Source organism: Mycobacteroides saopaulense, assembly GCF_001456355.1.
Taxonomy (GTDB): domain Bacteria; phylum Actinomycetota; class Actinomycetes; order Mycobacteriales; family Mycobacteriaceae; genus Mycobacterium; species Mycobacterium saopaulense.
In genome coordinates, this window is sequence record NZ_CP010271.1 from 1,212,295 (window position 1) to 1,235,535 (window position 23,241).

General features: G+C 64.8%; 19 protein-coding genes. 12 read left to right on the top strand and 7 right to left on the bottom strand.

The window, feature by feature from the left end:
* Positions 1–126: 126 nt before the first annotated feature.
* The 6 genes from MYCSP_RS06145 to MYCSP_RS06170 all read left to right on the top strand — a co-directional run bounded on the left by MYCSP_RS06145 (position 127) and on the right by MYCSP_RS06170 (position 5,769).
* Positions 127–636, top strand: coding sequence for a general stress protein (locus MYCSP_RS06145; protein ID WP_070913351.1), 510 nt, complete (start codon positions 127–129; stop codon positions 634–636).
* A 187-nt stretch (positions 637–823) separates the two neighbouring features.
* Positions 824–2,239 (top strand): ABC transporter substrate-binding protein, encoded by a 1,416-nt coding sequence (locus MYCSP_RS06150; protein WP_088413400.1) that lies wholly within the window; start codon positions 824–826, stop codon positions 2,237–2,239.
* On the top strand, positions 2,236–3,135 hold the full coding sequence (locus MYCSP_RS06155; protein ID WP_088413401.1) for a carbohydrate ABC transporter permease: 900 nt from the start codon (positions 2,236–2,238) through the stop codon (positions 3,133–3,135). Before MYCSP_RS06150 ends, MYCSP_RS06155 begins: the two co-directional genes overlap by 4 nt.
* Positions 3,132–3,974, top strand: a complete 843-nt coding sequence (locus MYCSP_RS06160; RefSeq protein WP_083013813.1) for a carbohydrate ABC transporter permease — start codon at positions 3,132–3,134, stop codon at positions 3,972–3,974. The genes MYCSP_RS06155 and MYCSP_RS06160 overlap by 4 nt, the downstream gene beginning before the upstream one ends.
* 2 nt (positions 3,975–3,976) lie before the next feature.
* A complete protein-coding gene (locus tag MYCSP_RS06165; RefSeq protein WP_088413402.1) occupies positions 3,977–5,152 on the top strand; it encodes an ABC transporter ATP-binding protein in 1,176 nt (391 codons plus the stop codon).
* 11 nt (positions 5,153–5,163) lie between these two features.
* Positions 5,164–5,769: a suppressor of fused domain protein gene (locus tag MYCSP_RS06170; protein ID WP_088413403.1), complete on the top strand. Its 606-nt coding sequence runs from the start codon at positions 5,164–5,166 to the stop codon at positions 5,767–5,769.
* 68 nt (positions 5,770–5,837) lie between these two features.
* Here the strand turns inward: MYCSP_RS06170 and corA are convergent, their stop codons facing one another.
* Entirely contained in the window at positions 5,838–6,932 is a 1,095-nt protein-coding gene (corA, locus tag MYCSP_RS06175; RefSeq protein ID WP_083013811.1) for a magnesium/cobalt transporter CorA, read from the bottom strand.
* A 93-nt stretch (positions 6,933–7,025) separates the two neighbouring features.
* On the opposite strand from corA, the gene MYCSP_RS06180 reads away from it, so the two are divergent.
* The 5 genes from MYCSP_RS06180 to MYCSP_RS06200 all read left to right on the top strand — a co-directional run bounded on the left by MYCSP_RS06180 (position 7,026) and on the right by MYCSP_RS06200 (position 12,483).
* Positions 7,026–7,637 (top strand): MarC family protein, encoded by a 612-nt coding sequence (locus MYCSP_RS06180; RefSeq protein ID WP_070913358.1) that lies wholly within the window; start codon positions 7,026–7,028, stop codon positions 7,635–7,637.
* Between the two features lie 84 nt (positions 7,638–7,721).
* Complete coding sequence (locus tag MYCSP_RS06185; protein WP_070913403.1) at positions 7,722–8,864, top strand: NAD(P)-dependent malic enzyme; 1,143 nt, start codon at positions 7,722–7,724, stop codon at positions 8,862–8,864.
* A 6-nt stretch (positions 8,865–8,870) separates the two neighbouring features.
* Positions 8,871–9,731, top strand: a complete 861-nt coding sequence (locus MYCSP_RS06190; protein ID WP_235629526.1) for a glycine betaine ABC transporter substrate-binding protein — start codon at positions 8,871–8,873, stop codon at positions 9,729–9,731.
* A gap of 88 nt (positions 9,732–9,819) precedes the next feature.
* A complete protein-coding gene (locus MYCSP_RS06195) occupies positions 9,820–11,091 on the top strand; it encodes a serine hydrolase domain-containing protein (RefSeq protein WP_088415479.1) in 1,272 nt (423 codons plus the stop codon).
* 111 nt (positions 11,092–11,202) lie between these two features.
* Positions 11,203–12,483 carry a serine hydrolase domain-containing protein gene (locus tag MYCSP_RS06200; protein ID WP_083013810.1) on the top strand — a complete coding sequence of 427 codons (1,281 nt, stop codon included), beginning with the start codon at positions 11,203–11,205 and terminating at the stop codon, positions 12,481–12,483.
* A 26-nt stretch (positions 12,484–12,509) separates the two neighbouring features.
* On the opposite strand, the gene MYCSP_RS06205 is transcribed toward MYCSP_RS06200, so the two are convergent.
* The 3 genes from MYCSP_RS06205 to MYCSP_RS06215 form a co-directional block, all read right to left on the bottom strand.
* The gene (locus MYCSP_RS06205; protein ID WP_088413404.1) at positions 12,510–13,343 is read right to left on the bottom strand and encodes an SDR family NAD(P)-dependent oxidoreductase; all 834 of its coding nucleotides are present in this window, start codon (positions 13,341–13,343) and stop codon (positions 12,510–12,512) included.
* Positions 13,344–13,388: 45 nt separating this feature from the next.
* The gene (locus MYCSP_RS06210; RefSeq protein WP_088413405.1) at positions 13,389–14,219 is read right to left on the bottom strand and encodes an SDR family NAD(P)-dependent oxidoreductase; all 831 of its coding nucleotides are present in this window, start codon (positions 14,217–14,219) and stop codon (positions 13,389–13,391) included.
* 97 nt (positions 14,220–14,316) lie between these two features.
* Entirely contained in the window at positions 14,317–14,958 is a 642-nt protein-coding gene (locus MYCSP_RS06215; RefSeq protein WP_088413406.1) for a class I SAM-dependent methyltransferase, read from the bottom strand.
* Positions 14,959–15,200: 242 nt separating this feature from the next.
* Between MYCSP_RS06215 and MYCSP_RS06220 the strand changes: the two genes are divergently transcribed.
* Positions 15,201–16,355 (top strand): PucR family transcriptional regulator, encoded by a 1,155-nt coding sequence (locus MYCSP_RS06220; protein ID WP_088413407.1) that lies wholly within the window; start codon positions 15,201–15,203, stop codon positions 16,353–16,355.
* Between the two features lie 7 nt (positions 16,356–16,362).
* On the opposite strand, the gene MYCSP_RS06225 is transcribed toward MYCSP_RS06220, so the two are convergent.
* The 3 genes from MYCSP_RS06225 to MYCSP_RS06235 form a co-directional block, all read right to left on the bottom strand.
* Positions 16,363–17,679: a lipase family protein gene (locus tag MYCSP_RS06225; RefSeq protein WP_088415481.1), complete on the bottom strand. Its 1,317-nt coding sequence runs from the start codon at positions 17,677–17,679 to the stop codon at positions 16,363–16,365.
* Positions 17,680–18,014: 335 nt separating this feature from the next.
* Complete coding sequence (locus tag MYCSP_RS06230; protein ID WP_088413408.1) at positions 18,015–19,331, bottom strand: lipase family protein; 1,317 nt, start codon at positions 19,329–19,331, stop codon at positions 18,015–18,017.
* A 99-nt stretch (positions 19,332–19,430) separates the two neighbouring features.
* Positions 19,431–23,123, bottom strand: coding sequence for a multifunctional oxoglutarate decarboxylase/oxoglutarate dehydrogenase thiamine pyrophosphate-binding subunit/dihydrolipoyllysine-residue succinyltransferase subunit (locus MYCSP_RS06235; protein ID WP_083013807.1), 3,693 nt, complete (start codon positions 23,121–23,123; stop codon positions 19,431–19,433).
* Positions 23,124–23,241: the final 118 nt, after the last annotated feature.

Sequence of the window (23,241 nt, forward strand, 5' to 3'; positions counted from 1 at the left end):
GGCCGCGCTGCGGCCGGGAAGTCGCAGGTAGCGGTCAAAGGGGCACCAACCGGTACCGTCGGGCGTTAAATGAGAGCTAGCTAGAGCGCCACCGTCCATCATCGACTCTCCAGGAGGACCCAACTCGTGGGACAACCGCTCACCCCCGGGCAATCGCAGCGCTCGACGTCACCGCGTTCCCCGTTGTCGTTGCCGACACCGCCGCAAGGCTGGCCCATCGGTTCGTACCCGACCTACGCCGAGGCTCAGCGTGCCGTCGACTACCTGTCCGATCAGCAGTTCCCGGTCGAAAACGTGACCATCGTCGGAGTGAATCTGATGCAGGTCGAGCGAGTGACCGGCCGACTGTCGTGGCCCAAGGTTCTCGGCGGCGGCATGCTCAGTGGGGCATGGCTGGGCTTGTTCATCGGTCTGGTGCTCGGAATGTTCAGCACAAACCTGGCCGGTTCGCTCATCGTGGGGCTCACCGTCGGGCTGGTGTTCGGATTGGTCACGGCCGCGGTTCCCTATGCGATGACAAGGGGCACAAGAGATTTCGCGTCGACGATGCAGCTGGTCGCGGGACGTTATGACGTGTTGTGCGAGCCGGGGCAGGCCGAGGCCGCGCGCGACATGCTGGCCAAACTAGCCATCTAGACCCCATCGGTTCTGCGCCGTACGGCGCTGGCCTGCGGCGTTGCCGGTGCCCCCGAGAATGGGACGCGCGCACCGAACATGTTGCATGTCACCTGGTTTTCGCTCTACGGTTGCCGCGCGGGACGGGTGTGCCCGCCGTGCCGGCACGCGGAGGTGCCGAGCCACGTCAACGGACCAGGAGGCGGTCGTGCTGGAGTCGTCGGCCGGATGGTTCCGACGGAAGGGCGTGGCGCTGGGCGTCGCCTGCCTGACACTGGCCGCGCTGACGGGATGCGCCCGCTCCGACGACGAGATCGTCATCCGCTTCTATACCCCTGCCAGCGAGGCAGCCACCTTCACCGCCGCGGCGCAGCGATGCAACAAAGAGCTCGGTGGCCGGTTCACCATTCGACAGGTCAGCCTCCCGAAGCGAGCCGACGAACAACGGCTGCAGCTGGCCCGCCGGTTGACCGGCAACGACCGCACCCTGGACCTGATGGGCATGGACGTGGTCTGGACCGCGGAGTTCGCCGAAGCGGGTTGGGCACTACCGCTTTCCGATGACCCGGCGGGCGTCACCGAGGCCAACGCGCAGCGCGACACCCTGGCCGGCCCGTTGGCCAGCGCCCGCTGGAAGGACAAGCTGTACGCGGCCCCGCTGAGCACCAACACCCAGCTGCTCTGGTACCGCAAGGACCTGCTCCCCGAACCGCCCGCCACCTGGGATCAGACGGTCCGGGAGGCCGAGGGGTTCGCGCGCTCCGGCGGTCCCAGCTGGATTGCGTTACAGGGCAAGCAGTACGAGGGCCTCGTGGTGCTGTTCAACACCCTGCTGGTCAGTGCCGGCGGCTCCGTGCTGGCCGACGACGGCAAGACGGTCACCCTCAGCGACACCCCCGAGCATCGCGCCGCGACGGTCACCGCGTTGCGGATCATCAAGTCGATCGCCACGGCCGACGGCGCCGATCCATCGATCACCCAGACCGATGAGGGGACAGCGCGATTGGCCTTCGAGCAGGGCAAGGCCGCATTCGAGATCAATTGGCCGTTCGTCATGGCCAGCATGATGGAGAACGCCATCAAGGGCGGGGTGCCGTTCCTGCGTCTGGACCGGCGGCCGGATTTGACCGGCGCGATCGGCGACGCGGGTCGCTTCGATCCGAGCGATGAGCAGTTCACCGCCGCGTACGAGGCGGCCAGTGCGGCGCTCGGTTTCGCTCCGTTTCCCGCCGCGGTCGAAGGACAGCCCGCCAGGGTCACGATCGGCGGGCTGAACATCGCGGTCGCCAGGACGACTCGATACAAGGCTCAGGCATTCGAGGCGCTGAACTGCTTGCGCAACCGGGAGAATCAGAAGGCGACGGCGATCGAGGGCGGCTTGCCCGCGGTGGACTCCTCGCTCTATGACGATCCCGAATTCCAGGCCAAGTATCCGGCCTACGCGATCATCCGCGAGCAACTCGCCAATGCCGCGGTACGACCCGCCTCACCGTATTACCAAGCCATCTCGACACGAGTCTCGGCGGCACTGTCCCCGATCACCGGGATCGATCCCGAGCGCACCGCCGACCTGCTCACCGATCAGGTGCAAAAGGCCGTTGACGGCCGGGGGCTGATTCCATGACCTCAAAGACGGACTCCGAGGGAAAGAAGGCCGAGCGTCGGCTCGGTCTGCTGCTCATCGCGCCCGCCGCCATCCTGATGCTCGCGGTCACCGCGTATCCCATCTGCTACGCCGTATGGCTCAGCCTGCAGAGGTACAACTTCGCCAGCCCGCAGGATCGCAAGTTCGTGTGGTTCGACAACTACATCACCGTGTTGTCCGACAGATATTGGTGGAGCGCGCTTCTCGTGACCCTTGCGATCACCGTGATTTCGGTGATCATCGAGCTCGCGCTCGGACTGACCCTCGCGCTGGTGATGCACCGGACCATCTTCGGTAGGGGGGTGGTGCGCACCGCCGTGCTGATCCCGTACGGAATCGTCACCGTGGCAGCGTCATACAGCTGGTACTACGCATGGACGCCGGGCACGGGATACCTTGCCAATCTGCTCCCGACAGGGAGTGCGCCGTTGACGCAACAGATTCCATCGCTTGCGGTGGTGATCCTGGCCGAGGTGTGGAAGACCACACCGTTCATGGCGCTGCTGCTACTGGCAGGTTTGGCGTTGGTGCCCGACGATCTGTTGAAGGCCGCTCAGGTCGACGGTGCCAACGGCTGGAGCCGGTTGATCCGCGTCACTATCCCGATCATGAAGCCCGCGATTCTGGTCGCTCTGTTGTTCCGCACCCTGGATGCGTTCCGGATCTTCGACAACATCTATGTACTCACCGGTGGCAGCAACAACACGGGATCGGTGTCGATATTGGGCTACGACAATCTGTTCAAGGCGTTCAACGTCGGACTCGGCTCGGCGATCAGTGTCCTGATCTTCCTGTGTGTGGCCGTCATCGCCTTCATCTTCATCAAGGGTTTCGGGGCCTCGGCACCGACCGCGGACGACGAGGACGCACGGTGAGCGCGCGCGATTCGCGCCGGGCCCGGCAGCTTTCGGGATGGGTGATCGCCGATGTGCTGGTGCTGTGTTACGCGCTGGTGCCGGTGCTGTGGGTGTTGAGCCTGTCGCTCAAGCCCACGTCGTCGGTCAAGGACGGCAAGTTCTTACCCTGGCCGGTGACCCTCGACAACTACCGCGGCATCTTCAGCGGCAACGTCTTCACCTCGGCGCTGGTCAATTCCATCGGCATCGGACTGATCGCGACGGTGATTGCCGTCGGTGTGGGCACCATGGCCGCTTACGCGGTGGCGCGACTGGACTTCCCCGGCAAGAAGGCGCTCATCGGGGCCGCCCTGCTCATCGCGATGTTCCCGCAGATCTCCCTGGTGACGCCGATTTTCAACATCGAGCGGTCCATCGGCCTGTTCGACACCTGGCCCGGTCTGATCATTCCGTACATCACGTTCGCGCTGCCCCTGGCCATCTACACGCTGTCGGCGTTCTTCCGTGAGATCCCTTGGGAGCTGGAGAAGGCAGCCAAGATGGATGGCGCCACTCCGGCACAGGCGTTCCGGAAGGTCATCGCCCCGTTGGCCACACCCGGCATCGTCACCTCCGCGATCCTGGTGTTCATCTTCGCGTGGAACGACCTCCTGTTGGCGATCTCGCTGACCGCCACCGACCGGTCCATCACCGCCCCGGTGGCAATCGCCAACTTCACCGGCAGTTCGCAATTCGAGGAGCCCACCGGATCGATCGCGGCCGGCGCCATCGTCATCACGGTGCCGATCATCATCTTCGTGCTCATATTCCAACGACGGATCGTCGCCGGATTGACCTCCGGCGCAGTGAAGGGTTAGCGATGGCTGAGATAGTGCTCGATCGGGTGTCCAAGACGTACGCGGATGGTTCGGCCGCGGTCCAGGACGTCAGCCTGAACATCGCCGACGGCGAGTTCATCATCCTGGTCGGTCCGTCGGGGTGCGGTAAGTCCACCACGTTGAACATGATTGCCGGACTTGAAGACATCTCCTCTGGTGAGCTGACCATCGCGGGCCAGCGGGTCAACGAGAAGGCTCCCAAGGATCGCGATATCGCGATGGTCTTCCAGTCGTACGCGTTGTATCCGCATATGACGGTGCGCCAGAACATCGCGTTTCCGCTGACCTTGGCCAAGATGAGCAAGGCCGATGTCAACGCCAAGGTCGAAGAGGCCGCCAAGATCCTGGATCTCACCGACTATCTGGACCGCAAGCCCGCCAACCTTTCTGGCGGTCAGCGGCAGCGGGTGGCGATGGGTCGTGCGATCGTGCGTAGCCCCAAGGCATTCCTGATGGACGAGCCGTTGTCCAATCTGGACGCCAAGCTGCGAGTGCAGATGCGTACCGAGATCGCGCGCCTGCAAAAGCGTTTGGGTACCACCACCGTCTACGTCACGCACGACCAGACCGAGGCGATGACGCTGGGGGATCGGGTGGTGGTGCTGCGCGCGGGAAAGGTCCAGCAGGTCGGTGCGCCCCAGGAGCTGTACGACACTCCGGCCAACCTGTTCGTCGCCGGCTTCATCGGTTCTCCGGCCATGAACTTCTTTCCGGCCACGCTCACCGATGTGGGTGTGCAGCTGCCCTTCGGTGAGGTGACGCTCGATGCCGGTGTGTATGCCGGCATCACGGCCAAGAAGCCTTCCGGTGACGTGATCGTGGGTATTCGCCCCGAACAGTTCGAGGACGCCGCCCTGGTCGACACGTACAAGCGGATCACCGGCCTGACGCTCACGGTCAATGCCGACGTGGTGGAGTCGCTGGGCTCGGACAAGTACGTGCACTTCACCACCGAGGGTGGTGCGGCCAAGTCCGCCGAGCTGACCGAGCTCGCGCAGGAATCCGAGGTCGGCGAGAACGAATTCGTGGCGCGGCTGGCCGCGGCGTCCAAGGTCGTGGAGGGCCAGCCCATCGAGCTGATCATCGACACAGGCAAGCTGGTGATCTTCGACGCGGCCTCGGGTGAGAATCTTTCTCTGGCCGCCGTCGGCGAGTGAACAGTGCAGGTATGAATTCGGACGAGATCGTCCGCCGGGTACTCGCGCATTTGGCCGGCTACTTCGCCGGGCGCGGTGCGGGCGAGCCGGATTCGGCATCCGTCACGTTCCTGGGATCCGAGCCCTACGAGCTGCTGCGTTACGGGCCCGACGATGCCGGGCTGACACATTTCGTGTCCGTGGGCGCCGCGCGCTACCCGATGTCCGATCCGGGGGAGATGTTGACATCCGATGAACGCGGCCCGCGCGCTGAGGTGCTGATCAGTCTGCGCGGCAACGTCTTTCCCGGTCTGGCCCGGTCCCTTGCGGTGCTGGCCGCCTCGCCTGCGGTGGAGGGGCTGGTGCTCACCGACGATGCGCTTGTCGACCTGGGACAGCCGCTCTGGGACGATCCGGACCGGCAGGCGTTCACCGCGGTACTGCTGCAAGCCAGCGAGGTGCCGGACCTCGTATTGCCCGAACCGCTCTCGCCCGTGCGGTTTTTGGCGGCGGTGCCCATCACCGCCAACGAGGCTGCTTGGGTGCGGCTCAAGGGTGCCGATGCGCTCCGGGACGCGTGGCGGCAGGCCGATATCGATGTGATGGACCCGTCACGGGCGCACGCGCAGCCATCCTGACGCATCGACAGTAACCACACGCACGAGAATCAGCGTTCGCGCGTGCATGTGGTTACGTTCGCGGAGGATTACAGCCAGCGGTTGCGCCGCAAGGTGCGGTACACGAAGGTGCAAGCGCTGACCATGACCAGCAGCACCGCCGGGTAACCCCAGGGCTGGTGCAGTTCGGGCATGAAATCGAAGTTCATGCCGTAGATCCCGGCGATCATGGTGGGCACCGACACGATGGCGACCCAGGCACTGATCTTGCGCATATCAGTGTTCTGCTGCATCGCCACCTTGCCGACCGCGGCGTTGACCAGAGAGGTGAGCATCTCGTCGTAGCTTCCGATCTGGTCGGCGGCATGGGTCTGGTGATCCAGGACGTCGCGCAGATAGCGGCGGACTTCCTTGGCGATGAGGTCGTTGTGGTCCTGGGTCAGCTTGCTCAGCGCGACCGAGAGCGGGCTGATCGCGCGGCGCAGTTCCACCACTTCGCGTTTGAGCATGTAGATGTGCTCGATGTCGGTGGCGGACCGTGGAGAGAACACGTTCTCCTCCATCGAGTCGATATCGTCCTCCACCAGATCGGAGACCTCGAGGTAGGAGTCGACGACACGGTCGGCGATCGCATGCATGACGGCGTAGGGGCCCAGCCGCATGTGGTCGGGGTCGGCGTCCATCTGTGCACGCACCTTCGCCAGGCCGCTGTGGTCGCCGTGGCGCACCGTCACCACGAAGTCGCCACCCACGAAGATCATGATCTCGCCGGTCTCCACGATTTCGCGGGCGGTTGAAATTGATTCGTGTTCAACATAATTGACGGTCTTGAGCACCAGGAAGAGGGTGTCGTCATAGCGTTCGAGTTTCGGCCGGTTGTGTGCGTGCACCGCGTCTTCGACGGCCAGCCGGTGTAATCCGAACGGACCCGCGACGGCTTCCATCTGATGTTCGTCGGGTTCATGCAGGCCCACCCAGACGAATCCGCGATCCAGCGAGCGCACCTTCTCCAGCGCGGCGGTGGGGGTGTACTTGCCCGGCAGACGTACTCCGTCGACGTAGACGCCGCAGTCCACGATGGCGCGGGCGAGGGGAACCGGGATGCGTTTGGCGTCGGTTTCCGGTTCACGGCCGCGGATGGGCGAACGCAACGACGACGGATTGACCGACGGAAATCGCGCCATGATGTGGGCTCCCTGCTCGCAAACCAATTCTGCGGAACCGTGCTGCGCGATGGTAACCCGCGAACCTGAAGGATCGCCTGGGACACTGATGTCGTGACATTCGATATCGCGGTGTTCACCTCGGTGTTCATCACTCTGGTGGTCATCATGGATCCGCCCGGTGCGGTACCGGTGTTTTTGTCGCTGACGGGACGGGCGCCGGCTTCCGAGCGTCATCGCGCCGCGTGGCAGGCCCCCGCGGTCTCGTTGACGGTCATCTCGATGTTCGCGATCGGTGGGCAGGCGATCCTGACGTACCTACATATAGGAGTGCCCGCGCTGCAGGGTGCCGGTGGCCTGCTGCTGCTCATCACCGGTCTGTCACTGCTGATGGGGGGTGCCACCAGCCAGAACGCCGACAGCGGTGTGAATGTGGCGCTCGTTCCGCTGGGCACGCCCCTCATGGCGGGGCCCGGCGCCATCGCGGCGACGATCATCGCGGTCCGTCAGGCGCAGGGACAGGTGGGCACCTATCTGGCCATAGCCGCCGCGATCCTGTGTGTGCACCTGGTGCTGTATCTCACGCTGAGGTTCTCGACGGTGCTGATCAGGGTGTTGCGGGAGGGCGGAATCATGCTGCTGGCGCGCGTCGCGGGCCTGCTCCTGGCCGCGATCGCGGTGCAGATGATCGCCGAGTCGGTGCGCGGATTCGTGGCGGGCTCGTAACGGGCTGCTCACAGTTCCTGAGTCGCCAGAAGTGACCTCCACGGGGGCCAGTAGTCTCACGCTGTGACCGCATCCGACGTTGTCGTGACAGATGAAGAGATTTTCGAAGCACATATCGATGGGAAGCTGTCGGTAGAGCTCAAGTCGCCGCTGGATACCCAGCGCGCACTCTCGATTGCCTACACCCCGGGTGTCGCACAGGTGTCGCGGGCCATCGCGGCCGACGCCAGCCTGGCTAAGAAGTACACCTGGGCGCATCGTCTGGTTGCGGTCGTGAGCGACGGCAGCGCCGTGCTCGGTCTCGGCGATATCGGTCCGTCGGCCTCGCTGCCCGTCATGGAGGGCAAGAGCGCGCTGTTCAAGACCTTCGCGGGCCTCAACTCCATCCCGATCGTGCTCGACACCAAGGATCCCGACGAGATCGTCGAGACGCTGATCCGTCTGCGTCCCACCTTCGGCGCGGTCAACCTGGAGGACATCTCCGCGCCGCGATGTTTCGAAATCGAGCGTCGCGTGATCGAGGCGCTGGACTGCCCGGTGATGCACGACGACCAGCATGGCACCGCCATCGTGGTGCTGGCCGCGCTCATGGGTGCGTCGCGGGTACTGGGCCGCGACCAGAAGTCTCTCAAGGTGGTGATTTCCGGCGCGGGCGCGGCCGGTGTCGCCTGCGCCAACATCCTGCTGGCAGACGGCATCACCGATGTCACGGTGCTGGACTCCAAGGGCATCGTGCATTCCAGCCGCGATGACCTCAACGAGTTCAAGGCAGACCTTGCGGCGCGCACCAACCCGCGTGGCCTCACCGGCGGACAGGCCGAGGCGCTCGCGGGTGCCGATGTCTTCCTGGGCGTTTCGGCCGGAAAGGTCGACGAGTCGCTCATCGCGACCATGGCGGACGACAGCATTGTCTTCGCCTGCTCCAACCCCGATCCTGAGATCCACCCGCATATTGCGGCCAAGTACGCCGCGATCGTGGCGACCGGACGCAGCGATTTCCCGAATCAGATCAACAACGTGCTGGCCTTCCCCGGTGTGTTCCGTGGCGCGCTCGACGCTGAGGCGACCAGGATCACCGAGCGGATGAAAGTGGCGGCAGCCGAGGCGATCTTCTCGGTTGTCGAGCCCGATCTGGCCCCGAACAAGATCGTGCCCAGCCCGCTGGATCCACGCGTCGGACCCGCGGTGGCGGCGGCTGTTCAAGCTGTCGCGCACGAGAGCGACTGATCCCGTTTGATTTTTCGTGCGTGGGCGGTGGGGCTGCTGATCGCAGTGGCCATGCTGGCTGGTTGTTCGGAGAATGGCGGCCCCGCGCCGTATTTGACGGTGGTCACCACGAAGGAACCGCAGTACCGAGTGCTCGCGCGCATCTACGCGGCGGTGGTGAGGGCGACCGGTATCGACACCAAGGTGCGTGAGAGTGCCGACCCGGTAGCAGAATTGGATACCGGTATCGCGAGCGTCGCGCCGGGATTCACGGGAAGGTTGTTGCGACAGTTCGCCCCGCAGCAGCGGGCCAGCGGAGACGAGGAAGTCACGTATAAGGCCATGATCGCCGCGCTGCCCGCAGGCGTCGCGGCCGCCGACTACGGGACGGCAGAGGATCGTCCGGCCATTGCGGTTCCGTCCGGAACGACGAGTGTCTCGGCCAAACCCACGCTTGCCGGGTTAGCGCGGCATTGCGATGAACTGGCGCGTGCCGGGCAGGTGGGGCCGGGGCCCGTTCCCGTCGCGCGCATAGGTTCTTGCTCGACGGGTAATCCGCGTCAATTTCCCAGTACCGGTGAACTTTTCGCGGCGCTCAAGCGCGCAGAGGTGGCAGTGGCCTGGACGTCCACCGCCAGCCCGGCCCTTCCGGCCGATGGGGTCACCTTGGTGGACGACGAAAAAAGCTGGCTGCCGGCCAACAACGTCGTTCCGCTGTACCGGCGCAATGAACTGTCCGAACCGCAGGTTTTGTCGCTCAATAAGGTGGCCGGCGAGCTGACCACCGGTGACCTGGCGGCGATGACCCGCGAAGTATCCGGTGGCGCGGATCCACAGCGAGTAGTGGACACCTGGCTTAACGATCATCAGATTCTGCTGCGCGGCTGACCCAAGCTCGCTGACCTGGGGTGACGCCGTCGGCAATCAGATTGTGACTTGACCCGATTATTTGACACGTGGTACCTAAATGTTCATTATGGCGATCCCTCTGGGCCCCAATGTTGCGGCCACAGCACCTGCACGCGGCGATGAGTTCTATTCGGGGGATCAGCCCGGGTTGCGGCTGCCCAACGGAGTAGAGGGGTGGGCGCGCCCCGAGCTCTCCTCCGTCGTCCGAACCTTCGACTGGATGTTCACCAAGTATCGGCTCGGTGGCGGTGGGCTCTGCGTCTACGTGGACGGTGAACCCGCCCTGGACATCTGGGCCGGTGCGGCCGCTGCCGGGCAGGGCTGGACACGCGATACCGGCGCGCTGGTGTTTTCGGCGTCCAAGGGTGTGGCCGCCACGGTCATTCATCGCCTGGTAGACCGCGGACTGCTTGCCTATGACGCTCCGGTGGCGCGCTACTGGCCGGAGTTCGGGGCCAACGGCAAGTCGTCGATCACGGTCCGCCAGGTTCTCGATCACCGCGCGGGTCTTTCCCGACTGGACGGGATCGCTTACCACGCAGAGGAAATCGCCGATCACGAGTTGATGGAGCAGCGCCTGGCCGCGGCCCCCGTCGACAAGTTCTACGGTAAGCGTGCCTATCACGCACTTACCTTCGGGTGGCTGCTCGCGGGGCTGGCCCGTGCGGTCACCGGGAAGGACATGCGCGAGCTGTTCCAGACCGAGATCGCCGAGCCGCTGGGGGTTGACGGGATTCACCTGGGCCGCCCACCGCGCACCTCGTCGACCAAGGCCGCCTCGATGTATCCCTTCCTGGACCCGGTGGCGAACCGGCCTGTGGTGGGGCGGGTACTGCCGACGGTCATCCGTGCCATCGACCGCATTCCCGGTTTCGAGGGCGCCATCGCCACGATGTACGAGCCGGGAATGGAGCGGATTCTCGCCGACGACGGAACGCTGAATTCGGCCTTGTACGACATGCAGGCCCCGGCTGCCAATGCGGTGGCGACAGCGCCCGCGCTGGCCAAGATGTACGCCGCCCTGGCCGGTGGTGGCAGTGTTGACGGTCGCGAGTTCCTCTCGCCGGAAATTGTTGCCGGGCTTGGCCGTAAGACCAATCTGACCATCGACCGGACCATCTTGTTCCCCATGGGCATGCACTTGGGCTACATGTCGCTTCCCATGAACGGATTCCGCGGCGGGTTCGGCCACATCGGCCTTGGCGGCTCGATGGGGTGGGCCGACCCCAAGCGCAAGATTGCCGTCGGCTTCGCACACAACCGGCTTCCGCTGACCATGGCCCTTGACCAGATCTCCTTCGCATTCTTGTGGCCTCAGATCGTCAAGGCGGTCGGCTAAAGCGCCGGGGTCGTGAAGCGCCCCCAATCGGTGCGCCCCGATTGGGTATCTGTCCGACATCTCACCGTCGCCCTTGCCTAGATGTTGAGTACCTGGTACTCACTGTTACTTATGGCACAACCTCACGGCCTCGACGACGCGGCTACGGAACCATCGCGACCTGCATCCATTCCCCTGGCTTATCCGCCGCTGGAACGCGGCATGGAGCTGCCGCCGGGGGTGAACGGTTGGGCGCGCCCCGAGTTCCGAGGGGTGGTCCGTGTCTTCTCGTTCGCCTTCACCCGGTATCGCGTCGGCGGCGGCGCCATCTGCGTGTACGTGGACGGCGAGCCCGTGCTGGATCTGTGGGCAGGGTTGGCGCAGAAGGGCGAGCAGTGGACGCGTGATACCGCTCCGGTGATCTTCTCGGCGTCCAAGGGCGTGACCGCGACGATCATCCACCGGCTGGTGGACCGCGGGCTGTTGGAGTACCGCGCGCCGGTCTCTCGTTACTGGCCGGAGTTCGCCGCCAACGGCAAGGAAGCGATCACGGTCGACGAGGTCCTCTCGCATACGGCCGGTCTGTCGCGGCTGACGGGGATCGCGCACAACTACGAGGAGATGTTCGATCCGGATCTGATGGCCGACAGGTTGGCCGCGGCCCCGGTGGACCGCTACTTTGGCCGGCCGGCGTACCACGCGCTGTCGATCGGCTGGCTGATGGGACGGCTGGCCAAGGTGGTCACCGGTAAGGATTTGGAAGAGCTGTACCGTACCGAGCTGGCCGAGCCGCTGGGTGTCGACGGCATCTACATGGGACGCCCGCCTGTCGGCGCTCCGTCGCAATCTGCCGCGCTCACACCATATTTGGACCGGGTCGCACGGTCTGGGTTCATCCGTCGCACGGCCCCTCCGGTGATGGGTGTGCTCGACAAGATGCCGGGCGCCAAGGGTGCCGCCTCGACGCTGTACCAGCCGGGTGCTGAAATGCTGCTCGCCGACGACGGGCACGCCAGCGCGCCCGTGATGGATTTGCGTTGCGGGGCAGGCAGCGCTTGCTGCACCGCGCCTGCGTTGGCCAAGCTCTATTCCGCGCTCGCGGGTGACGGCAGCGTGGACGGTGTGCGGCTGCTGTCACCGGAGATCACCCGTGGACTGGGTCGCAAGAACAGCTATCAGATCGACCACACGCTCGGGCTACCGATGGGCTGGCACCGGGGGTATCACTCGTTGACGGTCCCCGTGATCGGTGGCGGCTTCGGGCACATCGGCGCCGGCGGATCCTTCGGATGGGCCGACCAGAAACGCAGGATCTCGGTGGCGATCGTGCACAACCGGCTTCCCAGCACGATGGTGTTCGATCAAACCGTCATCGGTACCTTCTTGCCGTCGATCATTCGCGCCGCGCGGTAGTACGGCGCGCATGATCGATGCCGGGGTTACTTCCCCGGGCGGGGCAGGATGAAGCGGGTGACCAGCGAGAAGATGTCCTGGTAGCGGGCGCCGGTCAGTCGAACGATGACGTCCAGGATCTTGGCGTCGGGACCGACCAGCACGCGCGGCTTCTTCTTGCGCACCGCGGTGAGGATGATGCGGGCGGCAGCCTCCGGGCTGGTGTTCGCCAGGTACTTGTCGAACATCGCGGCCATCGCCTGCTGGTCGTAGCCCTCGGCGGTGGTGGAGTTGCGTGCGATGGCGGTTTTGATGCCGCCGGGGTGCACGCAGGTGACCGCGACCGGCTTCTTGCCGATGATCATTTCCTGGCGCAGCGATTCGGTGAAGCCGCGTACCGCGAACTTGGCGGAGTTGTAAGCACTTTGGCCGGGCATGGAGAGCACGCCGAACAGGCTGGACACGTTGACGACGTGGCCGTCGCCGGAGGCGATCAGATGCGGCAGGAAGGCTTTGGTGCCGTTGACGACGCCCCAGAAGTCGACTTCGATGATGCGCTCGATGTCTTTGAACTGGCTTTCCTCTACCTCGCCCTGGTAGGCGATGCCGGCGTTGTTGTAGATCTGGTTGACCTTGCCGAAGTGCTCCTTGATGGAGTCGGCGTAGAGCAGGAAGGCTTCGCGCTCAACAACATTGAGGCGATCGGAGCGAACCTCGGCGCCCAGCGCCTTTACCTGGCGCTCGGTTTCTGCCAGCCCCTCGGCATCCACGTCGCTGATGGCGACCTTGGCGCCCGAACGCGCCAGTTCGACGGCCAGTGCGCGTCCGATACCCGAACCCGCGCCGGTCACCACGGCGACCTTGCCGCTGAAGCCTTCCATAAGTGTCTCCTTGTTAGACGACTGTCAAATAGTCAGAGTAGTGGGTCAGTGGGAACGTTTGGGCATCAGGAACCGCTCGCCCAGCACGAACAGATCCTGGTACCGCGCACCCGTCAGCCGGACCAAGACGTCGATCACCTTCGCATCCGGCCCGACGAGCACGCGGGGCTTCTTCTTGCGCACGGCGGTGAGAATGATCCGTGCGGCGGCCTGGGGGCTGGTGCGCGCGAGCAGGTCGAACAACTTCGCGAACTCGGCGTGGTCATAGCCCTCGGCCATGGTGGCGTTGCGGGCCACATTGGTCTTGATGCCGCCGGGGTGCACGCAGGTGACGGCGACGGGCAACTTGGCGACGATCATCTCCTGCCGCAGCGACTCGGTGAAGCCGCGCACCGCGAATTTCGCTGCGTTGTAGGCACTCTGGCCCGGGCACGCCATCACTCCGAATATGGACGAGACGTTGACGACGTGGCCGTCGCCGGAGGCGATGAGGTGCGGCAGGAAGGCTTTGGTGCCGTTGACGACGCCCCAGAAGTCGACGTCGATGATGCGCTCGATGTCCTTGAACTGACTCGCTTCGACGTCGCCGTGGAAGTCGATGCCCGCGTTGTTGTAGATCTGGTTGACCTTGCCGAAATGTTCTTTGACGACATCGGCGTAGAGCAGGAAAGCCTCGCGTTCGGCGACATTGAGGCGGTCCGAGCGTACGTCGGCACCGAGAGCCTTGATCTGGCGTTCGGTCTCGGCCAGGCCCTCGTTGTCGATGTCGCTGATGGCGACCTTGGCGCCCGAACGCGCCAGTTCGACGGCCAGTGCACGGCCGATTCCCGAACCGGCACCGGTGACCACGGCGACCTTGCCGCTGAAACCCTCCATGGGGCACTCCTGACAGATTTACGTTGCGAGGCGGACGTCAATCAGTGAGGGTAATGGATGGCCGAACGGCTTGGTCAGGCTGCCGGGCAGGTAGTAGTCAGGTCTTGAGGCCCACACAGATCCAGTCGACGGAGACCAGCGGTGGTGTGACAGGGCGGGCCACCGGGCGGTGCACCACGACGTCAAAACCGGCACCCGCGAACAGCCGCTCCATTTCGCCCGCCGTCGGGAAATGCGCCGGGCCGCGTTCCCCGGTTCTGTTGCGCATCCAGCGGCGCTCCTTCGGGCAGATCGTGGCGACCGAGGCCATGCCGCCCGGGGCCAGCACGCGGTGGAACTCCGACAGCGCGGCGGGCTGATCGAAGAAGTGGAACGCGGAGGTGGTCACCACGGCGTCGAGGGCGCCATCCGCGAATGGGAGCTGCTCCGCGGGTGCCTTCTGCCACTGCACGTCGGCAGAGCGGGCCCGTGCCTTGGCAAGCATGCCATCGGACATGTCCACGCCGAAGACGGTCGCCGACGGCAGTTCACTCTGGATCCGTGATGCCAATATTCCGGTGCCACAAGCGATATCGGCGATGCGACGGGCGTCGTGCTCGCGCAACTGCCTGATGGTGTCCGTTTGTGCCGGGCTATAGATGTGACGCTGCACGAGCGGGAAGTTGTACACCCGCGACATCAGGGTCCAGTACCGGGTGACCAGCTCGTTGAATGAACGCCGTGGGGCGATGGCCGTCATCACTGAAATGTAGGAGGGGGTCTAGCCAGAAGTGTGTGACTCCGGGCGAACTTGGTGGATGACACGAGGCTCAGGGGTGAAAGCTATGACCGGTCCCAATAACCCCGGGCGTCCTGCGATGAACCTTCGAGCAAACCTCCGAACTCGTGTGCGGGCCGGTAGGGTGCGCAGTGGCCTCACGGATGTCATCCGTGGGGATACGGGTATTCCACGACGCGGTGGGAGAGGGTTGGAGTCCGCTGATGACGGCGTCACTCAGTGATCGGTTCATGCGTCGGCTGCCGGAGACGGCACGCCGCGCGGTGGACTGCTTCGCCGCGGAGGTGCCGTACTACGGAATGCTGCCACGTGAGGTTCTGGACGGTGAGATCACCGAGTTCACCAAGCAGCATTTCCGGATCTTCGCCCGGGTGATGCTGGAGTCGCGGGCGCCCACCGAAGAGGAGTTCGCGGTGTCGATCCTGGCCGCATCCCGGCGGGCACAGGAGGACATTCCGCTGCCCGCGGTGTTGGCCGTCTACAACGTCGCCGCGCGGGTCGGTATCGAGACCCTCCGGGAGCTGGCAACCGCCGATGAGGTCGACGAGGTGTTGGCGATCAGCGTGCAGCTCCAGCGTTACCTCCAGGTCATGCTGCCCGCGGTCACCGCAGCATATCTCGAAGAGCGCCAAGGTGTTTACGGCGCGGCGGCGGATGCCCGGCGTGATCTGTTCGACGCCTTGGTCAAGGGAACGCCGTGGGAGGAGGCGGCGGAGCGGGCGAGCGTCACGTTGGCGCTGTCGTACCACGTGCTGTTCCTCTACATGCCGGAGCCGGCCAACAACACCGTGGTGGCGCGGCGCCGTGCGCACCGGGTGCAGGACATCGTCGACGGGTATGCGCGCGAGCCCGTGCTCGCGGCGCTGGATGGCCGCGGCGGCACCATCTTGTTGCCCGCGACGGGCGCGGTGGAATCACTGTTGCCGATGTTCTCCGAAGTGGCCGGTGGGCCGGTCACGGTCGGGGTATCCCACGCGGCCGACCCCGCCGAGATTGCCGCCGCAGCCGACGAGGCGCGTGAATTGGCCTTGCTTGCATTGAGACTCGGTCGGGGGCCGGGGGCCTACCGGCTCTCCGATCTGCTTCTGGAATACCAGATCACCCGTCCGGGAAGGGCCCGCGATCTGCTCGCCGCGACGGTTCAGCCACTGGCGGCGCACCCGCACTTGCAGCAGGCGCTCAGTGCGTATTTGCAGCACGAGCATGGTCGACAGCTGGCCGCCAAATCGCTGCATGTGCATCCCAATACGCTCGACTACAGATTGCGGCGGGTCGCCGAGCTCACCGGCCTGGATCCCGCTCAACCCTCCTCGGCGCGGACACTGGCCGCCGCGCTCCTAGCCGTCAAGGCGCGCTGAGCCCCGTTCAGAGCCGTCCTGCGAAGAGCTTCGCAACCGCCACGATTTGCCGGGCGTACATGATCAGAGCGCGCGGTGATAGGACGGTCGAGAGCACTGTCCGGACATCGGGGTGCGTTGGCAATGCCTTGCCGCGCATGCGTTCATCAAGCCAGCCGAGTGCATCATGACCTCCTGAGAGGGCAAGTGAGATGCGCTCGCTGGCACGGTTGCGTCGGTACGTGACGTGTGCGCCGCCGGCCACGTAGTCCTCGGCGAGTTGGTCTGTACTGGAAATGGGCAGTAGCTCATCGTAGATCGAGTGGTACAGATAAATGGGTGCGGTGGGGGTACGTAGCCCCAGCGTCATCGAATCGGTGAGAGCGGCTATCTCCGGTTGGTCCATCACCTCTTCGAGGGGGCGGTCGAAGATCCTGTTGAAGTTGAGAAAGGGCCAGCGCAACACTGCCTCGAGCAGAGTCAGCCGCTCCGCCCTTTCGATCATTCGGAGACCTCGCTTGGTGAGGTGTTTCTCGAGGAAGTCTCGAATGGATGGGCTTACGCGCATCACCGCGGCGAGCAAGATGATGACGAGCCCTGACGTATATCGGCCGCTGAGTTGGTGCAAGAGAGGACCGGGTTGGGGTGCGGGTGCGCCGATCATCGCCCCGACCAGGTTGAGTTCGGGCGCGTATTCGCCCGCGAGCTCGGCGGCCCACGCGGTTGCGTTACCACCCGCGGAGTGTCCCCATGCTGCCGTGGGCGTGCGAGTCGTCAGTTGGGGAATGCCCTCCTCGCCCGATGCGCCGATAGTGGCGCGCAGCGCGTCCAGCACGTGGTACCCGGGTTGCTTCGGCGCCATCCAGAGGCCCTTGGGCCCCTCGTGGTCGCTCACGGTGACTATCCATCCGCGTTGGAGCGCGGCGACCGCCAGCAGGAACTCGTTCTGCGACTGGTTGATACCGAACGTGCGGTGCTGCAGGTAGTACGAGGGGAACCTCTTGGGGGTGACGGCGTCGATCGCGCTTTGGAAGGCCAGCAAGGGCGCCTTCTCCGTCGCGGTCTTGGGGACGAGCACCGTCGTCACGGTTGTTTCCGGTGCTCCGTGTAGATCCGTGCTGCGGTAGAGCACCTGCCAGGCACGCAGTTTCAGGGGGAGGATCCCGAACAGCCCGATGCGAACGCGCCTGCGCCGCAGGGGTGTACCGGGTGCTTCTTTTTCCCAGCCGTCAGGAGGGAGGAAGAAGGGGTCATCCGGGGATGGCAATGGCTTGCCGAGTTGCATGGGCCAGGCCTCGATCGGCCGAGTTGCCGGGGTCGACGCGGGCGCGGTGCCGGCTGTCATCGGGCTCCTGTCCATGTTCTGGTCTTCCCGTCCGGATTGAATGACATCGATAGTAGGAAACCGCGGATTCGCGCAGCGTATTCAACGGAAATGCTCCGTGGCAACGAATCGTCGGTGAATCGGGGTAACCCCCCAAGGCGTTCATAGGACCTTGTAGCTCGTCACCGATTAAGCAAACGGCCGAAGTCAATGTTTGGAGTATCGGCAATTCTACAGGCATCGTAATCGTCGCTGACCAGCGGGTTTCCGGCGAGTGGTCCAGTAGTAGAAATGAAATACAATTCTATTTCGTGGTTAAGTTGTGATGCCGGAGAAGTTGCGGTGCGGTGTAGCGGCTACAGGCGGCCGATGAGCAGCTTTGCGATGCCCCACTGCCAGCGCAGCTGACTCCACACCGCGCGAAGGGTAAGGGACGTCGAGAGCACCGTCCGGACGTCGGAATGCGGAGGCAAGGGCTTGCCGGCGATCCGTGCCGCCAACCAGCCGAGGGCATCACTGCCGCCGAGTACGGCCAGCAGGATGTGTTCGGTACTCCGGTCGCGCCGGTAGGTGACGTGTGTACCGGCGGCGATGTAGTCCCGCGCCAGCCTGTCGGAGGCTGCGATCGGAAGCAGCTGGTCGTGTACGGCGTGGTAGAGGTACACCGGCGCATGGGGTCCGCGTTGCCCCAGGCGCATTTCGTCGGTGATGCTGCTGATTTCGGGTGCCGCCATGATGCTGTCGAGCGGGCGGTCGACGAGTTTGTCGAAGTCCTTGCGGGGCCACCGGGCGACGGACTCCACCAGGCTGACACGCTTGGCCTTGTCGATGATGCGCCTGCCCTCGGGGGTCAGGTGCGCACTCAAGTAATCGCGCGCGGCGGGATTAGCCATCATGAATGCCGCCAGTACCGGCGGAATCAATCCCGAGGCGAACCTGCCGCTGTGGAATTGGACCAGTGGGCCGGGCAATGCGGCGGGACCGCCGACAAGTGCACCCACGAGGTTGAGGTCGGGCGCGTACTCCGGCGCCATCTCCGCTGCCCATGCGCTCGCGGTGCCGCCGCCGGAAAACCCCCATACGGCAACGGGGTTACTGGGACGCAGGGCGGGGATTCCCTCTTTTCCCGCGGAGGCCAGGGTGGCGCGCAGGGCGTCGAGAATGTGATAGCCCGGCTGTCGTGCGGCCATCCAGAGCCCTTGCGGCCCTTCATGATCGGGGATGGTGACAATCCAGCCGCGGGCCAGCGCGGCCACCGAGAGCATGATCTCGTTCTGTGTCTGACTCAGTCCGAGTGTGCGTGGCTGCAGGTAATACGAGGGGAACCGGCGGGAGGTGACCGCATCGATGGGGGCGTTGTGCGCGACCACCGGTGCCTGCGCTGTGGCATGGCGCGGAACCACCACCGTGGTGACTGTGGTCTCGGGACGGCCGTGCAGATCGGTGCTGCGGTACAGCACCTGCCAGGCACGCAACCTGGTGGGGATCATGCCGAACAGCGCGATGCGAACGTGCCTGCGCCGCAGAGGCGTCCCCGGTGCCGTGTCCTCCCATCCGACGGGCGGGAGATAGAACGGGTCCTCGGGACACGGGCGTGGCTTTCCGGAGGGCGGCGGCCATGTGTCCACCAACAGTTCGGTAACGGCTGGTACCGGCTCTGCGCTCGCAGTCATCAGCGCAGAGTACGAACCTCCGGGCACCCGGATCGGGCATCCGGCGCGAATACAGGGTGACCCCCTAAGGAGCCGCCCTCACCTTGTGACCACTCACTCCTACGGTGACGTGGGCGTGAAGGCCTCGTCGATGATCTCCTGCTGCTCGACGGCGTGCACCTTGGAGGAGCCGGATGACGGTGCCGACATGGCTCGCCGGGAGATCTTGGTCAGGCCGGTCAGGCGCGGTACCACCTCCGGCAGGTTCAGGCCGAAGGTCGGCCAGGCGCCCTGGTTGGCAGGCTCTTCCTGGACCCAGATGTACTGCGTGCCATCCGGATACCGCCCAAGGGTCTCCTCCAGGCGGTAGCGCGGGATCGGGTAGAGCTGCTCGATGCGCACGATCGCGACGTCCTCGCGCTTGTCGGCGTTCTTACGCGCCAACAGGTCGTAGTACAGCTTGCCGCTGGTCAGCAGGATTCTCTTGACCTTGCTGCGATCTCCGACGCCGTCCTCGTAGGTGGCCTCTTCAAGTACCGAACGGAACTTGCGATCGGTGAAGTCCTTGATATCGCTGACCGCCGCCTTGTTGCGCAGCATGGACTTTGGCGTGAACACCACCATGGGCCGGGTGATGCCGTCCAGGGCATGCCGACGCAATAGGTGGAAGTAGTTGGCGGGCGTCGACGGCATCGCCACCGTCATAGATCCCTCGGCGCACAACTGCAGGAACCGCTCGATGCGGCCGGAGGTGTGATCGGGGCCCTGTCCCTCATGGCCGTGGGGGAGTAGCAGCACCACTTCGGAGAGCTGGCCCCACTTGGCCTCACCGGATGAGATGAACTCGTCGATGATGGACTGTGCGCCGTTGACGAAGTCGCCGAACTGGGCCTCCCACAACACCATTGCATCGGGATTGCCGACGGAATAGCCATACTCGAAACCCAGTGCCGCGTACTCCGACAGCGCCGAGTCATGCACCACGAGACGTCCGCCGGTGGGGTTGCCCTCGGCGTCGACCCCGACCAGTTGTAGCGGGCTGAACTCGTTGCCGTTGTGTCGGTCGATGATCATCGCGTGGCGCTGGGTGAAGGTGCCGCGCTTGGAGTCCTGGCCGGACAACCGCACGACCTTGCCCTCGGCAACCAGCGTGCCGAAGGCCAGCAGTTCGCCGAAGGCCCAGTCGACCTTGCCTTCGTACGCCATCTCGCGGCGCTTCTCGAGCACCGGCTTGACGCGCGGATGCACGCTGAAGTCCTCGGGTACCGCCAGGAAGGCGTCACCGATGCGCTGCAGCAGTGCCTTGTCGACGGCGGTGACCAGCTTCTGCGGCAGCTGCTGATCCTCTTCCACCGACTCGCTGGGGCGCTGCTGGTACTTCTCCAGATCTCGTACCTCGTTGAACACCCGCTCCAGTTGGCCCTGGTAGTCGCGCAGGGCGTCCTCGGCTTCCTTCATCGAGATGTCGCCGCGGCCGATCAGGGCCTCGGTGTAGGTCTTACGCACACCGCGCTTGGTGTCGATGACCTCGTACATCTGCGGGTTGGTCATCGAGGGATCGTCACCCTCGTTGTGGCCGCGCCGGCGGTAGCAGACGAGGTCGATGACGACGTCCTTGTTGAACTTCTGCCGGAAGTCGACCGCCAGTCGCGACACCCAGACGCATGCCTCCGGGTCGTCCCCGTTGACGTGGAAGATCGGTGCGCCAATCATTTTGGCGACATCGGTGCAGTACTCGGTGGATCGGGAATGCTCCGGTGCCGTGGTGAAACCGATCTGGTTGTTGACCACGATGTGGATGGTGCCGCCGGTGCGATACCCGGGCAGGTTGGCCAGGTTCAGGGTTTCGGCGACCACGCCCTGGCCCGCGAACGCTGCGTCACCGTGCAGCATCAGCGGGACGACAGTGAAGCGGCCGCCGTCGGTGCCCACGTCGAGGACATCTTGCTTGGCGCGTACCAACCCTTCCAGCACCGGGTCGACGGCCTCGAGGTGTGACGGGTTGGCCGTAAGAGAGACCTCGATGTCGTTGTCGCCGAACATCTGGATGTAGGTGCCGGAGGCCCCGAGGTGGTACTTGACGTCTCCGGAGCCGTGGGCGAGCGCCGGATTCAGGTTGCCCTCGAACTCGGTGAAGATCTGCGAGTACGGCTTGCCGACGATGTTGGCGAGAACGTTGAGGCGGCCGCGGTGCGGCATGCCGATGACCACCTCGTCGAGTCCGTGCTCTGCGCTCTGGTCGATGACGGCATCCATCATCGGAATGACGCCCTCGGCGCCCTCCAGTGAGAAGCGCTTCTGCCCAACGTATTTGGTGGCAAGGAAGGTCTCGAATGCCTCGGCCGCGTTGAGCTTGGACAGGATGTACTTCTGCTCGGCGACGGTGGGCTTGTCGTGCTTGACCTCGATGCGTTCCTGCAGCCACTTCTGCTGCTCGGGCTCAAGGATGTGGGTGTATTCCACCGCGGCGTGCCGGCAGTACGCGTCGCGCAGCACCGAGAGCACGTCGCGCAGCTTCATGTACTCCTGGCCCTTGAACCCGGAGACCTTGAACTCGCGGTCCAGGTCCCACAGCGTCAGGCCGTGGCTGAGTACATCCAGGTCGGGATGGCTACGGAAGCGCGTCTTGTCCAGGCGCAGCGGGTCGGTATCGGCCATGAGGTGGCCCCGGTTGCGGTATGCCGCAATCAGTTCCAGCACGCGGGCGTTCTTGTCGACGATCGAGTCCGGGTTGTCGATGCGCCAGCGCACCGGCTCATACGGGATGCCCAGCTCGCGGAAGATGTCGTCGAAGAAGTCGTCGGAAAGCAGCAGCTGATGCACCGTGCGTAGGAAGTCGCCCGATTCGGCGCCCTGGATTATCCGGTGGTCGTAGGTGGACGTCAGCGTCATGTGCTTGCCGATGCCCAGATCGGAGATGCGTTCCTCGCTGGCGCCCTGGAACTCTGCGGGGTACTCCAGCGCACCGGCGCCGATGATGGCGCCCTGGCCGCGCATGAGGCGCGGCACCGAATGCACGGTGCCGATGGTGCCGGGGTTGGTCAGCGAGATGGTGACCCCGGAGAAGTCCTCGGCGGTCAGCTTGCCGTCCCTGGCCCGGCGCACGATGTCCTCGTAGGCGGCGATGAATTGGCCGAAACCCAGTTCTTCGCAACCCTTGATGGCGGCCACCACCAAGGTGCGGTTGCCGTCCTTGCCGGGTAGATCGATGGCCAGGCCGAGGTTCACATGTGCCGGGGTGATGGCGACCGGCTTGCCGTCCACTTCGGCGAAGTGCCGATTCATGTTCGGGAAGTCCTTGATGGCCTGGACGATGGCGTAACCCAGCAGATGGGTGAAGGAGATCTTGCCGCCGCGGGTGCGCTTGAGGTGGTTGTTGATGACGATGCGGTTGTCGATCATCAGCTTGGCGGGAATGGCCCGGACGCTGGTGGCCGTCGGGATTTCCAGTGAGGCCGACATGTTCTTGACGACGGCGGCCGCAGCGCCCCGCAGCACCTGGGTTTCGTCACCCTCGGCAGTCGGTATGGGAGCCGCGGCGGGTTTCGGCGTCGCCGGGGCCGGGCTCGGCGCGGCGGCGGCCTTGGGAGCTGGTGCGGGGGCGGCCGGTGCCGTTGGCGTTGGTGCCGGAGCGGGCGTGGGTGCGGGTGCGGCGGTCTGGCCGTTGGAAACATCGGTCGCCGGCTCGGCCACGTAGTCGGCCAGGAATTCGTGCCAGCTGGAGTCCACCGAGGACGGGTCTTCCTTGAATCGCCGGTACATTTCTTCGACCAGCCATTCGTTCTGCCCGAATTGTGGATTTGAACCGTTCACGGCAGTCTTCGCCTCGCTCCGTCTCGTTCGATATTCAGTCCGTGTAGCGACCGGTACCAGGCTAACGCGTCGCCATTTGGGCTGAGGTGTCACGGTGATATGACAGAGGCGACATCTT